The sequence below is a fragment of the Neotabrizicola shimadae genome (assembly GCF_019623905.1).
Classification (GTDB): domain Bacteria; phylum Pseudomonadota; class Alphaproteobacteria; order Rhodobacterales; family Rhodobacteraceae; genus Neotabrizicola; species Neotabrizicola shimadae.
Genome location: NZ_CP069370.1, coordinates 388,273 through 401,388 on the forward strand (window position 1 = coordinate 388,273; position 13,116 = coordinate 401,388).

Annotated in this window: 12 protein-coding genes; 10 read left to right on the forward strand and 2 right to left on the reverse strand. The window is 67.8% G+C overall.

Annotated features, from left to right (window positions below; translation table 11 throughout):
• Window positions 1-126 precede the first annotated feature (126 nt).
• The 9 genes from JO391_RS01895 (at window position 127) to JO391_RS01935 (ending at window position 10,085) form a co-directional block, all read left to right on the forward strand.
• Complete coding sequence (locus JO391_RS01895) at window positions 127-1,176, forward strand: 2,5-dihydroxypyridine 5,6-dioxygenase NicX family protein (protein WP_220662529.1); 1,050 nt, start codon at window positions 127-129, stop codon at window positions 1,174-1,176.
• On the forward strand, window positions 1,176-2,519 hold the full coding sequence (locus tag JO391_RS01900) for an acyl-CoA dehydrogenase family protein (RefSeq protein WP_259444791.1): 1,344 nt from the start codon (window positions 1,176-1,178) through the stop codon (window positions 2,517-2,519). The genes JO391_RS01895 and JO391_RS01900 overlap by 1 nt, the downstream gene beginning before the upstream one ends.
• A gap of 4 nt (window positions 2,520-2,523) precedes the next feature.
• Entirely contained in the window at window positions 2,524-3,813 is a 1,290-nt protein-coding gene (locus JO391_RS01905; RefSeq protein ID WP_220662530.1) for an alpha/beta fold hydrolase, read from the forward strand.
• On the forward strand, window positions 3,810-4,496 hold the full coding sequence (locus JO391_RS01910; protein WP_220662531.1) for a TetR/AcrR family transcriptional regulator: 687 nt from the start codon (window positions 3,810-3,812) through the stop codon (window positions 4,494-4,496). The genes JO391_RS01905 and JO391_RS01910 overlap by 4 nt, the downstream gene beginning before the upstream one ends.
• Window positions 4,493-5,833, forward strand: a complete 1,341-nt coding sequence (locus tag JO391_RS01915; RefSeq protein ID WP_220662532.1) for a glutamine synthetase family protein — start codon at window positions 4,493-4,495, stop codon at window positions 5,831-5,833. The genes JO391_RS01910 and JO391_RS01915 overlap by 4 nt, the downstream gene beginning before the upstream one ends.
• Before the next feature lie 4 nt (window positions 5,834-5,837).
• Window positions 5,838-6,356: a flavin reductase family protein gene (locus JO391_RS01920; RefSeq protein ID WP_220662533.1), complete on the forward strand. Its 519-nt coding sequence runs from the start codon at window positions 5,838-5,840 to the stop codon at window positions 6,354-6,356.
• 108 nt (window positions 6,357-6,464) lie between these two features.
• On the forward strand, window positions 6,465-7,907 hold the full coding sequence (locus tag JO391_RS01925; RefSeq protein ID WP_220662534.1) for an APC family permease: 1,443 nt from the start codon (window positions 6,465-6,467) through the stop codon (window positions 7,905-7,907).
• Between the two features lie 240 nt (window positions 7,908-8,147).
• On the forward strand, window positions 8,148-9,551 hold the full coding sequence (gene murD / locus JO391_RS01930; RefSeq protein ID WP_220662535.1) for a UDP-N-acetylmuramoyl-L-alanine--D-glutamate ligase: 1,404 nt from the start codon (window positions 8,148-8,150) through the stop codon (window positions 9,549-9,551).
• A gap of 63 nt (window positions 9,552-9,614) precedes the next feature.
• Window positions 9,615-10,085 (forward strand): GFA family protein, encoded by a 471-nt coding sequence (locus JO391_RS01935; protein WP_220662536.1) that lies wholly within the window; start codon window positions 9,615-9,617, stop codon window positions 10,083-10,085.
• A 163-nt stretch (window positions 10,086-10,248) separates the two neighbouring features.
• Here JO391_RS01935 and JO391_RS01940 read toward each other — a convergent pair whose 3' ends face one another.
• Window positions 10,249-11,187, reverse strand: a complete 939-nt coding sequence (locus JO391_RS01940; protein WP_220662537.1) for an L-lactate dehydrogenase — start codon at window positions 11,185-11,187, stop codon at window positions 10,249-10,251.
• Window positions 11,188-11,244: 57 nt separating this feature from the next.
• Window positions 11,245-11,952 carry an SH3 domain-containing protein gene (locus JO391_RS01945; RefSeq protein WP_259444792.1) on the reverse strand — a complete coding sequence of 236 codons (708 nt, stop codon included), beginning with the start codon at window positions 11,950-11,952 and terminating at the stop codon, window positions 11,245-11,247.
• Window positions 11,953-12,113: 161 nt separating this feature from the next.
• On the opposite strand from JO391_RS01945, the gene JO391_RS01950 reads away from it, so the two are divergent.
• Entirely contained in the window at window positions 12,114-13,100 is a 987-nt protein-coding gene (locus JO391_RS01950) for a 2-hydroxyacid dehydrogenase (RefSeq protein ID WP_220662538.1), read from the forward strand.
• The last annotated feature ends 16 nt before the right edge of the window (window positions 13,101-13,116 follow it).

The window sequence follows — 13,116 nt, forward strand, 5'->3', positions numbered from 1 at the left end:
AGCCCTTGCCTAGCCCATCCCCCGGCCCCGCAACATTTCAGTTGACAGATTGCCGCAGTCTCGAAAACCTTAACTCCACAGTTAAGAAATTCGCGCGAACGCGAATCAGCAACAAGGGTGGTGGCGATGCTGCAAGAGCGCATCGAAGGGAAGTGGCTTGCCGCTTTCCGCAGGGTTCTCGCATTGAACGGCATCGGGAAGGGCACGCCGATTGCCATCCTGTCCGAAACGCAATCGCGCCCGGTGCTGGTGCAACTCTGCGAACTGGCGGCCTATGACCTGGGCGCCGAATTCTGCATGATCCAGATGCCCACGCCGCCGCAATCCGCGCCGGTCCCGGTGAAATCCACCGGCACAAGTTGGGCGCTTCAAGGCAACCGCGCGGTGGTCGAGGCGCTGAAACGTGTCGAGGTCATCGTGGATTGCACCGTGGAAGGGCTGATCCACGCCCCCGAATGGCCCGAAATCGAAGAGGCCGGCAACACCCGCCTTCTGGTCATCACCAACGAACACCCGGAAATCCTCGAACGCACCGAACCGAAGGCCGAAGACGGCATCAAGCTTCAGATCGGCATCCAGATGCTGCGCGAAGCCTCGGAAATGCGCGTGACCTCGCCCGCCGGCACCGACCTGACGGTTGACCTGCGCGGCGCGCCCTGCGGTGGCACCGCGGGTTTCGGCACCACGCCCGGCGCCGTGGCGCACTGGCCGGGCGGGCTCTGCCTCGCCTTCCCCGGAAAGGATGCGGTCAACGGTCGCATCGTGATGGACGTCGGCGACATGAACCTGACGTTCAAGACCTTCCTGACCAGCCGCATCGACTTCACGGTCGAGAACGACTTCGTCACCGCCATCAAGGGCGACGGCATAGATGCGCTTCATCTGCGCGAGTACATGGAGGCCTGGGGCGACCGCAACGCCTATGGCCTGTCCCATGTCGGCTGGGGCATGAACCACGGCGCGAAATGGGTCTCGGCCGCGATGTACGACAAGCGCGACATGCAGGCCGTGGAGTTCCGTGCCATCGCCGGATCGTTCCTCTGGTCCACCGGCGCCAACCAGTATGCCGGGCGCTACACGCTCGGCCATTTCGACCTTCCGATGAGAAATTGCACCATCGCCCTCGACGGGCGCGTCGTCGTCAAGGACGGCGTTTTGCAGGGAGAACTTGCCTGATGACCGACCAGAGCCCGATCGCCGCCGCCATGCCGATGAGCGCCCCTGGCGACTATTACGACCTGACCCGCATCCGCCCCGAAGTTCTGGCCGCGCTGGAAAAGATCAACACGATGGGCCCGGCCTTTGCCGCCCGCGCGAAATCGGTGGATGACGAGGCCTCCTTCCCGACCGAAAACTACCGCGACCTCGCCGATGCCGGCTTCCTCGGCCTCTCGATCCCGCAGGAATTCGGCGGCTGGGGCTTCTCCATGGGTGAATACGCCATGGTGGGCGCCGAAATCGCCAAGTACTGCGGCGCCACCGCGCTGACCTTCAACATGCACAATTCCTCGATGGCCTGGTCGCGCTTCATGTACGACATGCCGAACCTGACGCCCGAGGAAAGGGCCGAATTCGCGCCGCTGCGCGAACGCCAGTTCCTGCGCGCCATGAAGGAACGCGCGATCTATTCGCAGCCGATCTCCGAAGGCGGCCAGAACTGGACCTCCAAGCCCAACCAGACGCAGGCCCGTGCGGTGGAAGGCGGCTGGAAGATCAACGGTTTCAAGAAGTTCGCTTCGCTGGCCGGCTATTGCGACTACTACACCATCGTCTGCACCGAGGTCTTTGAAGGCATCGAACCGCGTCACGAAGACACGATGCTGTTCGTCGTCCACAAGGATACGCCCGGCCTTCTGGTGAAAGGCGAGTGGGATCCTCTGGGGATGCGCGGCACCAATTCCCGCGACCTGATCCTGAAGGATGTCTTCGTCACCAAGGACGACCTGCTCATGCCGCGCGGCATCTTCGGCAAGACGCTGCCGAACTGGCCGCACATGATGGCCACCCTCTCGCCCACCTACATGGGCGTGGCCCAGGGCGCGTTCGATTTCACCGTGGCCTATCTCCAGGGCCGTGTGCCGGGCCAGCCGCCCATCGACCGCCGCATGTATGCGACCAAGCGCATCGCCGTGGGCAAGATGTATGCCCGGCTCGCCGCCATGCGCGCGCTCTGGTGGCAGGCCTTCGGCGAGGCCAAGGGCTTCCCCTCCAAGGGCGAGGTCATGCGCATGTATGCTGCGCAGTATAATGTGATGGAGGGCGTGCAGGAAATCGCCGCCATGGCGATCCGCACCTGCGGCGGCCAGTCCATGCTGCGCTCGCTGCCCCTGGAACGCATGTACCGCGACAGCCGCTGCGGCGCGCTGATGCTGCCCTATACCTCGGAAATCATGGAAGATTACCTCTCGGTCCTCTCGCTCTACGACATGGACGAGCTGGATACCGCACCGGGGGACGAGGGTGGCGCGCGCAACTCGCTGTGGCGTGGCGACAGCGGCACCCTCCGGATGCTGCGCTGATCCGATGCCGCGCGATACCGTTCATGTCCATGCCCGCATCGCCGCCGATCCGGCGGCGGTCTGGGCCGTGGCGCGCGATTTCGGTGGGGCCTGGCACCCCTGGATCGACAGGGTCCGCACCGAACGCGACGCGAAGGGCCACCTGATCCGTGCCTTCACCGTGAAGGGCGAGGACACGCTCTACCGCGAACAACGGACCTACCTGTCCGACAGCGACCGGGTGCTGGCCTATACCCACCTGGAAGGCATCTCCGGCGCCGACAGCTACGATGCGCGCCTGACGGTGACCCCGGCCGACGAGGGCGGTTCCGTCGTCACCTGGATCGCCCAGGTCAGCGCCCCAGCCACCCGGCTCGGGTCCATCTGCGAGGGCACCCGCGCGGTGTTTCAGGCGGGGATTCAGGCGCTCGGCACAGCCGCCGCGCCGCCCGACCCGGCCCCCGAACCCAGGCTTCCGGACCCGGAGATCCAGGAGATCACCCTCGACGGTCTCCCCCGCCTTGGCCTCTCGGTCACGCCCGACCTTGGCGACGGGCGGCTCTGCCTCTTCCTGCATGGCATCGGCGGCAACCGCCGCAACTGGCACAGGCAACTCTCCGCCGTCGCGCCCCACATGCGCGCCGCCGCTCTCGACCTGCGCGGCTATGGCACCAGCACGCTCGGCCCCCGCCAGACCGGCGTTGACGACTACATCGCCGACATCCTTCGCGTGGCCGAAGCGCTCGGCGCGCGGCGGCTGGTTCTGGTGGGCCTGTCCTACGGCTCCTGGATCGCCACCTCCTTCGCCACCTGGCACCCCGACCGGCTGGACGGCCTCGTGCTCTCGGGCGGCTGCACCGGCATGTCAGAGGCCGGGCCCGAGGAACGCGAAGCCTTCCGCCTCAGCCGCGAGGTGCCGCTGAACGCGGGCCAGGTCCCCGCCGACTTCGCCCCCGCCGTGGTCAAGGTGCTGGCCGGCCCCCACGCCACGGAAGACATCCGCGCCGAGCTTCTGGCCTCCATGGCCGAAATCCCCGCCTCCACCTACCGCGACGCGCTCACCTGTTTCACCAATCCCCTGGAACGCTTCGACTTCGCGCGCCTCACCATGCCCGTCCTGATGATGACGGGCGAGCACGACCGCCTCGCCCCCCCCGCCGAAATCCGCGGCGTCGCCGGGCGCATCTGGGACAGCGCCCCGCACCCCGACGTCCGGTTCGAGGTCATCCCCGGCGCGGGCCACCTGTGCAACATCGAGCAACCCGCGCCCTACAACCGTCACCTCACCGAATTCCTCTCCGGCCTGCCCGCATGACCGCGCCGCTCTCCCGCCGCGAACAGAACCGCCAGTCGCGCGAACGCCGCATCCTCGACGCCGCGCTCCGCGTCTTCTCCTCGATGGGCTACAGCGGCACCACGATGGATGCCGTCGCCGCCGAAGCCGGCCTGTCCAAGCCCACGCTCTACCAGTACTTCCCCAGCAAGGAGCAGCTCTTCCAGGAGATGATGCTCGCGCAGCGCGACCAGATGCTCGACATGTTCCAGCATCCCTCGCCTGACGGCATGGTGCACGAGCTGCTCGCCTTCGCCTGGGCCTATGCCGGCGTGGTGATGCGCCCCGACATGCTCTCGCTCGCCCGGCTCATCATCGGCGAAGTCAGCCGCTTCCCCGAAATCGGCCGCGCCTACCAGGCTTCCGGCCCCGACAAGCTTCTGCGCGGCATCATCGACTACCTCGTCGCGCAGCGCGCCGCCGGCCGGCTCACCTTCGACGACGGCGAACTGGCCGCGCAGGATCTCTGGGGCCTCATCCTTTCGGCCCCCCGCACCCAGGCGCTCTACCTGCCCGACGACCAGCCGACGCAGGCCCAGCTTGGCCGCTACATCTCGAACGGGCTCAGCGTCTTCCTGCGCGCCTATTCCACCGATCCGGCCACCGATCTCAACCGCCTGAAGGCGCTGGAACGCGCCAGGGCCACGACAGGGAACAGGGAATGACCTTCGACGACTACCTCGCCGATCCCGCAAGCCGTTTTGCCACGGTGGCGATGGCCGATACCAACGGGCTCCTGCGCGGGCAGATGGTATCGCTCTCCAGCCTCAAGGGCATCGCCAGGGCCGGCATGGGCATGGCCCCGGCGCAGCTTGCGCTGGACCCGACCGACGTGCATCTCAACCTGCCCGGCGTGAACGACGACAGCGGAGACTTCCACGACGACCCGCTGAAGGTCGACCCCGCCACCGCCCGCCGCCTGCCCTGGTCCAAACCCGGCCACGACCTGCTGGTCCTGTCCAACTTCACCGGCGCCTCCGCCGAGCTCTGCCCCCGCTCGATCCTCACCCGCGTCCTCGCCCGCGCCGCCGAAGCCGGGTTCTTCCCGAAATACGGGATGGAACTGGAATACACACTCTTCGACGAAACCCCTGAAAGCGCCCGCGCCAAGGGCTACCGCAACCTCAAGCCCGCCACGCTGCACGCCAGCCACGACCTGATCCTCTACCAGGCCGTCCAGACCGAATGGTACGAAGCGCTGGCCGCCATCTGCGAGCCGCTGAAGATCAACCTCGCCAAGATGCACGAGGAAATCGGCGCCGGCTTCATGGAATGCTGCATCGGCGCGGGCGAGGGGCTTGAACCGGCCGACCAGCTCGTGCTGCTCAAGAACTTCCTGCGCGCCCTGGCGCTGCGGCAGGGCAAGTCCGTCACCTTCATGCCGCGCTGGAACGAACAGGCCGACAGCCAGTCGATCCACCTGCACATCAGCCTGAAGGACAAGTCGGGCACCCCGGTCTTCTGGGATGCGGCCGGCAAGAACGGCGTTAGCCAGACCTTCCGCCACTTCCTCGGCGGCCTGCAGAAATACATCGGCGACATGACGCTGGTGTTCCAGCCCACGGTGAACAGCTACCGCCGCTTCGCCCCCGGCACCTTCGCGCCGCCCGGCCTGACCTGGGGCTATGAAAATCGCACCACCTGCTTCCGCCTCGTCGGCCACGATCCGGGCTCGCTGCGCGTGGAAAACCGCCTGCCGGGCGCCGATTCCAATCCCTACCTCACCGCCGCCGCCACCATCGCGGCCGGTGTCGCAGGCATCCTGGAAAAGGCCGAACCCGAGGCAGAGGTCATCGGCTCCGGCTATGCCCAGGAACCTGCGCGCGACTTCGCCCGCTCCATGCCCGAGGCGATCGACCGCCTGAAAGCCTCGGATTTCGCGCGCGACTGGCTCGGTCCCCGCTTTGTCGAGGGCTTCACCGCCACGCGCCAAAGCCAGTACGACGAATTCCGCCGCAAGGTGCCGGATGTCGAACTGGAACGCTTCTTCGACCTGGGGTGATCCGATGACATCCGCACTGCGCGCAGACTTCCTCGAAGGCATGAGCCGGGCGGCGACCTTCGTGGCCGTGGCCACCACCGATGGCGAGGCCGGGCGCTATGGCGTCACCATCTCCTCGCTCACCTCGGTTTCGGCCGACGGCGACCACCCCTCGCTGCTCGCCTGCATCCACCATCTCTCCCCGGCGGCGGCGGCGATCCTGAAGAACCGCGCCTTCTGCGCCAACCTCCTGCACGAAGACCAGAAAGCCGTCTCCGACCTCTTCGCCGGGCGCGGCCAGCCCGGCGACCATGCCGCCCGCTTCGACCGCGCTGCCTGGACGCCCGGCCCGCACCGCCAGCCCATGATCGACGGCGCCACCGCCGCCTTCGAATGTCGCCTGGCCACCGCGCTCCTGTGGGAGACGCATTACATCATCGTCGGCCGCGTCACCCATGTTGCGCTGTCCGACAGCCCCGCCGCGCTCCTCTACGGCCAGCGCGCCTATCGCCGGGCGGTTCACCTGCCGCCCGCGGACCCCTGAAAAAGGTCTCAAGAGAATAGTTGATAAAGCAACTAATTGGTGAATAGTGTATCCACGAATGAAGAAAGAGGCGGGCAACACACCCGCCCATCCAACCAGGAGAGGGAAATGACAGATACATCCGGGCTGGGCGCGAACCAGCTCAAGAAGAACTCGCTCGGCCTTCTGGCCGTGACCTTCATGGTCGTCTCGGCCGCTTCGCCGCTGACGGGGGTGGCGGGCGCCATGCCGCTCGCCTTCCTCTTGGGCAACGGCACCGGGGTTCCGGCCATGTTCATCGTCATCACCGCGCTGATGCTGGCCTTCGCGGTCGGCTACGTGGCGATGGCCAGACATGTGAAGAACGCCGGCGCCTTCTATGCCTATGCCGCGCGCGGGCTCGGTGGCCATGTCGGCGGCGCCGTGGCGATCCTCGCGCTCTTGTCCTACAACTGCATGCAGTTCGGCCTGATCGGCCTGTTCGGCGGCGTGGCCTCGGGCGTGTTCGGCGGCTTCGGCATCGTTCTGCCCTGGTGGGGCTGGAGCCTGATCGCCCTCATCCTCGTCGGCTTCCTCGGCTATCGCCAGGTCGATCTTTCGGCCAAGGTGATGATCGTTCTGGTGGCGCTGGAATATCTCATCGTGCTCGTGGTCGATTTCGCGATCCTCGGCCAGGGCGGCGCCAACGGGCTTGCCTTCCCGATGTTCGACTCCTCGGCCTTCTTCTCGGGCTCGCTGACCGCCGCCGTGCTGTTCTGCCTCGGCTGCTTCATCGGCTTCGAGGCGACGACGATCTATGCCGAAGAAGCCCGCGATCCCGACCGCACCATCCCGCGCGCGACCTATCTCTCCGTGCTGGCGATCGGCATCTTCTTCATCTTCACCACCTGGCTGATGATCGTCGGCGTCGGCGCCGAAAACCTCCTGCCCACGCTGGGTGGCATGGCCGATCCGACCGTGTTCTTCTTCGATCTCGCCGGCCAGTATGCCGGCGGAACCGTGGCGAACATCACCGGCATCCTCTTCGTGACCGGCCTCTTTGCCGCGCTCTCGGCCTTCCACAACTACATCGCCCGCTATTCCTATGTTGCCGGGCGCGACGGTCTTCTGCCTGCCGCCTTCGGCCGCACCCATGACCAGCACCTCAGCCCGCATATCGGCTCGGTGGTGCAAAGCATCGGCGCGCTCATCATCCTGGCGGTGTTTGCGGGCCTCGGCCTCGACCCGGTGCTGAACATGTTCACCTGGATCAGCCAGATCGGCACGCTTGGCGTTCTCGCCATGATGACGATCACCTCGCTCTCGGTCATGGCCTTCTTCCGCCAGCCCGGCCAGCAAGAGGGCGCGATGGCCGCGGTGATCCTGCCGCTCGTGACCGGCGTGGTGATGGCCTCGCTCTATGTCTACATCTTCGTCAACTTCGGCGATCTGACCGGCACCACCGGCGGTGCGCTCAGCTGGATCCTGCCGCTCCTGACGGTGATCGCCGCCGTGCTGGGCCATTTCATCGCAGCGGGCCTCAAGGCCCGCTCCCCCGCCCGGTTCGAGGCCATGGGCCAGAACCAGTTCTGAACCAAAGGCGCCGCGGGCCCGTCCCGCGGCGCCTCCCCCGGCCCGGCAGGGCAGGGGATTGGACTTCGCCAGCCGCGCGCCGACGCCCCGCGTCCGGCAGGCAATCGTTAAGTCCAAGTTAATCCGACTTCGCAACCCATTGATTTTGTTATATCCAGGATAGCGTCCGAGCTCGGACGCCCCCTTCCGTCCGGGGCCAAACTCCCCTATCCCAAGGGGGCAAGGATAAGGGAGGGCAGCATGATCCCGGTCAGGGGCTATCAAGGGCAGAAGGTGGCGGTCCTCGGGCTGGGCCGGTCGGGGCTGGCCACGGCCCGGGCGCTGGCCGCCGGCGGGGCCGAGGCCCTCCTGTGGGACGACAGCCCCGAAGCCCGCGCCAAGGCCGAGGCCGAGGGCTTCTCCCTGACCGACCTGACCCGCGCCACCGCCCTCGACGGGGTCGCGGCCCTCGTCACCTCCCCCGGCATCCCCCACCTCTTCCCCAGGCCCCACCCCATCATCGCCCGCGCCCTCGAGGCGGGCGTCCCCGTGGACAACGATATCGGCCTCTTCTTCCGCTCCTGGGCCACCCCCGACTGGGACCGCTTCGACACGCCCCCCCGGGCGGTCTGCATCACCGGCTCCAACGGCAAGTCCACCACGACGGCCCTGATCCACCACATCCTCCAGGTCGCCGGCCGCCCCACCCAGATGGCCGGCAACATCGGCCGCGGCGTGCTGGACATCGACCCGCCCCAGGACGGCGAGGTCGTGGTGCTGGAGCTCTCCTCCTACCAGACCGACCTCGCCCGCGCCCTGACCCCCGACGTCGCGGTCTTCACGAACCTCTCCCCCGACCACCTCGACCGCCACGGCGGCATGGGCGGCTACCTCGCCGCCAAGGCCCGCCTCTTCACCGCCGGCGGCCCCGACCGCGCCGTGATCGGCGTGGACGAGGTCGAGGGCCGCTTCCTCGCCGACCAGATCGGCCAGGGCCCGCAGGACGACCGGGTAATCCGCATCTCCTCGGGCACCAAGCTGGAAGGCTTCGGCTGGTCGGTCTTCGCCCGTAAGGGGTTCCTTTCCGAATGGCGCAAGGGCCGGCAGATGGCGTCCATCGACCTGCGCGAGGTCAAGGGTCTCCCCGGCGCCCACAACCACCAGAACGCCTGCGCCGCCTATGCCGCCTGCCGGTCCCTCGGCGTGGCACCCAAGTTGATCGAGCAGGCGCTCCACTCCTTCGCGGGCCTGCCCCACCGCAGCCAGCTGGTCGGCGAGCGGAATGGGGTCCGCTTCGTGAACGACAGCAAGGCCACAAACGTGGACGCCGCGGCCAAGGCGCTGCAGGCCTTCCCGAAGATCCGCTGGATCGCCGGTGGCCTCGGCAAGGAGGGCGGCATCGCCGCGCTGCAGCCCCTGCTGGGCGCCGTGGTGAAGGCCTATCTCATCGGCCACAGCGCCCGCGACTTCGCGCTCCAGATCGGCGAGACCCCCCACGAAATCTGCGAGACCATGGAGCGTGCCGTGGCGCGGGCGGCGGAGGAGGCGCAGCCGGGGGAGGTGGTGCTGCTGGCGCCGGCGGCGGCCAGCTTTGACCAGTATCCGAACTTCGAGAAGCGGGGCGAGGACTTCACGGCGCGGGTCAGGGCCTTGACGGGCGGCTGAACCGCCGGGCGGTTTGACATCCTGGCCGGGCCGCGTCAGCTTGCCGGCCAAAGGGAGGAGCCCATGCACGGCCGCTGCACCTGCGGAGCGATCCGCTATCACCTCAAGCATCGCCCGCTTTTCGTTCATTGCTGTCACTGTACCTGGTGCCAGCGGGAGACCGGGTCGGCCTTTGCGTTGAACGCGATGATCGAGACCGAGATGATCGAGGTCACGGGCACGCCCGACATGGTGATGACCCCGTCGAACTCGGGCCGGGGGCAGGAGATCGCGCGGTGCCCGGCCTGCAGGGTGGCGCTGTTCAGCCATTATGCCGGGGCGGGGCGGGCTTTGGCCTTTGTCCGGGTGGGCACGCTGGACGAGCCGGGGGCGCTGCCGCCGGATGTCCATATCTTTGCCGCTTCGAAGCAGGCCTGGGTCGAGTTGGACGACAGGGTGCCGGTGGTTCCGGAGTATTATGACCGGCGGGAGCTTTGGCCGCAGTGGGCGCTGGACCGTTGGCAGGCGATGAAGGACCGGGCCAGTGGAAGCTGAGGGGAGGCGTCCGAGCTCGGACGCCTTGCCGGATTCAATGATTTCAACGGGTTGTCTGGGCGTCTTAACTTGGACTTAACGATTGCGGCGTGAGGAGCGACGTTTCGTCGAAAGTTCGCTCCTATCGGCTTTCGCAGGAAGGCGCGCGTCCCGGCGGGGTTCCCTAGAGCTTCACCTCGGCGGCCAGATCGGCGAGCATTTGCGCGGAGCGGCGCAGTGCATCGGCCTCCACATCATCCAGATCGGGCAGCAGGTCGGCTGTCACGCCGGCGCGGCCGACGGCGCGGGGCAGGGAGAGCGTCGCGCCCTTCACCCCCACCACTTCGGGCGTGAGGATCGAGACCGACAGCACCGCCTGTTCGTCGCGCAGGATGGCGCGGGCGATGCGGGCAAGCCCCGCGCCGATGCCATACCAGGTGGCGCCCTTGCCTTCGATGATGCGGTAGGCCGCGCGGCGGACGCCGGCGTCGATGCGGGCCACCACCTCGTCGGTAATGGCCGCGCCCATCTGCGCCGCCGCCGCCCGGATCGGCACCGAACCGGCCTGAGCGGAGGACCAGGCGAGCACCTCGCTGTCGCCGTGTTCGCCCAGGACATAGCCGTGGATCGACTGCGGCGAGAGGTGCAGGTGCTGGCCAAGCAGGGTACGGAACCGGGCGGAATCGAGGATCGTCCCCGAACCGATGACCCGTGACGGCGGCAGGCCCGAAAGCCGCGTGGCGATGTCGGTCATGATGTCCACCGGGTTGGTGGCGATGAGCAGGATCGCGTCGGGGGCGACGCGCCGCACGGCGCCGATCACCTCGGCGAAGACCTCGGCATTGCGCGACAGAAGCGCAATGCGGGTCTCGCCCGGTTTCTGGCTGACCCCGGCGGCCAGGATCACGAGATCGGCGCCCGCCAACGCATCGTAATCCCCGGCGACGACCCGCGTGGCCGAGGCGAAAGGCACGGCATGGGAGATGTCTTCGGCCTGCGCCTGCGCAAGTGCTGGCGAGCGGTCAACCAGCACGATTTCGCCGGCGACGCCCATGAGGGCCAGGGCGTAGCCTGCGGCCGAGCCAACCATGCCCACGCCGACGATTCCGATCCGTGCTGCCATGCCGGCCCCCTTTTGCTGCAGGTGCAGGATGGCTGCCGCTGCAGCGTCAGGCAACGGCTATTCGATGTCTTCGCCGGGATCGACGCCCCAGAGCGCGTCTTCGGGGACCCAGCCCTTGTCGCCCTCGACCGAGATGCGGCACCAGCCGTTCAGACATTCGACGACCTTGCCGATCACGCCCATTTCGGCCTGGAACAGCACATCGGCCCGCAAGTCGGGTTGGGCGCGAAATTCGGCCATGTCCTGTTCGACCATCACGGTGCGGACGCCGGAGAGGAGCGAGTAATGCACCCATCCGCCTTCGCCATCGGCATCTTCAATGCGGCGCCAGTGTTCGTATTCGGCGGTGATGCGCAGCGGCATCCCGGCGCGGGTGAAGACCCAGTCGATGCGGTGCGTGAGGCCGGGGCCGCGGCGGGCATTGCCTTCGCCTGTCTTGAGCGAGACGAAGCGGGGGAGCGGCAGGTTGGTGACAGCGCCGCGCGAGGGGTCGCGCGCCGGTTCCTGCGGCTTGGCAGAAGCGGTGGGTTCGGCGGCGGGCGCGGGGGCGGCGAGCGCCACGGGTTCGGCCGGGGCGGGGGCCGAGACCTGGATGGCGGCCTTGACGGCAGGGGGAAGCTGGTCCGGTGGAGGGGTGGCCGCCACGGCCTGCGCGAGCGGGGCCGTCAGACCCTGCGTCTGTGCCTGCTGCATCATGCCAGGAAGCGTCAGCGCACAGACCACTGCCGTAGCCCCGCCTGCCGCGATCCATCGCGCCTTGCCCATGCCTCACCGCCTGTCATGTGGCGCCCTTGAGAGGGTCGCCCACTGCCGCCCATCCGGGCCGCCATGCGACACCGGACACCTCTTCCGGGGCTTGTGGATCGCCCCGCTTGCCGTCACTTTGCCATCCGAGGCCCTGAGAGGGAAGCAGGAGGAGAGCGCCGATGCCCGCACAAAGGCCGAGTGTTGTTGTTACGCGACGGTTGCCCGAGCCGGTGGAGACCCGGATGAAGGAACTGTTCAACGTCGAGCTGCGCGACGACGATACGCCGATGACCCGCGAGGACCTGGCCGCCGCCATGGCGCGGGCCGATGTTCTGGTGCCCACCATCACCGACCGCATCGATGCGGGCCTGATCGCGCAGGCCGGCGAGAAGCTGCGGCTGATCGCCAATTACGGGGCGGGCTTCGACCATATCGACGTGGCAACGGCGCGGAGCCGGGGAATCCTGGTGTCGAACACGCCCGGCGTGACCACCGAGGACACCGCCGACATGGCGATGGCGCTGATCCTGGCGGTGACGCGGCGCATTCCCGAGGGGCTGGCCCTGGTGCAATCGGGCGAATGGGCAGGCTGGGCGCCGACCGCCCTGATGGGTGGGCGCATCGCCGGGCGGCGCCTGGGCATCCTGGGCATGGGCCGCATCGGATCGGCGGTGGCGCGGCGGGCGCGGGTCTTCGGGATGCAGGTTCATTACCACAACCGCCGCCGGGTCCGGCCCGAGCTGGAAGAGGAACTGGACGCGACCTGGTGGGAAAGCCTGGACCAGATGATCGCCCGGATGGACGTGATCAGCGTGAACTGCCCGCACACGCCTTCGACCTATCATCTGTTGAACGCGCGGCGGCTGAAGCTGCTGAAGCCCTCGGCGGTGGTCGTGAACACCTCGCGCGGGGAGGTGATCGACGAGAACGCCCTGACGCGGGGCCTGCGCGCGGGCGAGATCGCCGGGGCGGGGCTGGACGTGTACGAGCACGGCAAGGAGATCAATCCCCGACTGCGCGAGCTGCCGAATGTCGTGCTGTTGCCGCATATGGGGTCGGCCACGGTCGAGGGCCGGCTGGAGATGGGCGAGAAGGTGATCATCAACATCAAGACCTTCGCCGACGGGCACCGTCCGCCGGATCAGGTCGTGCCCTCGATGCTGTAGCGCGTGGCCGCGCGGG

Coding starts and splice junctions, on each gene's coding strand:
- JO391_RS01900 (WP_259444791.1), top strand. CDS start 1,176: ATGACCGACCAGAGCCCGATCGCCGCCGCCATGCCGATGAGCGCCCCT.
- JO391_RS01925 (WP_220662534.1), top strand. CDS start 6,465: ATGACAGATACATCCGGGCTGGGCGCGAACCAGCTCAAGAAGAACTCG.
- JO391_RS01935 (WP_220662536.1), top strand. CDS start 9,615: ATGCACGGCCGCTGCACCTGCGGAGCGATCCGCTATCACCTCAAGCAT.
- JO391_RS01910 (WP_220662531.1), top strand. CDS start 3,810: ATGACCGCGCCGCTCTCCCGCCGCGAACAGAACCGCCAGTCGCGCGAA.
- murD (WP_220662535.1), top strand. CDS start 8,148: ATGATCCCGGTCAGGGGCTATCAAGGGCAGAAGGTGGCGGTCCTCGGG.
- JO391_RS01915 (WP_220662532.1), top strand. CDS start 4,493: ATGACCTTCGACGACTACCTCGCCGATCCCGCAAGCCGTTTTGCCACG.
- JO391_RS01920 (WP_220662533.1), top strand. CDS start 5,838: ATGACATCCGCACTGCGCGCAGACTTCCTCGAAGGCATGAGCCGGGCG.
- JO391_RS01940 (WP_220662537.1), bottom strand. CDS start 11,187: ATGGCAGCACGGATCGGAATCGTCGGCGTGGGCATGGTTGGCTCGGCC.
- JO391_RS01950 (WP_220662538.1), top strand. CDS start 12,114: ATGCCCGCACAAAGGCCGAGTGTTGTTGTTACGCGACGGTTGCCCGAG.
- JO391_RS01895 (WP_220662529.1), top strand. CDS start 127: ATGCTGCAAGAGCGCATCGAAGGGAAGTGGCTTGCCGCTTTCCGCAGG.
- JO391_RS01905 (WP_220662530.1), top strand. CDS start 2,524: ATGCCGCGCGATACCGTTCATGTCCATGCCCGCATCGCCGCCGATCCG.
- JO391_RS01945 (WP_259444792.1), bottom strand. CDS start 11,952: ATGGGCAAGGCGCGATGGATCGCGGCAGGCGGGGCTACGGCAGTGGTC.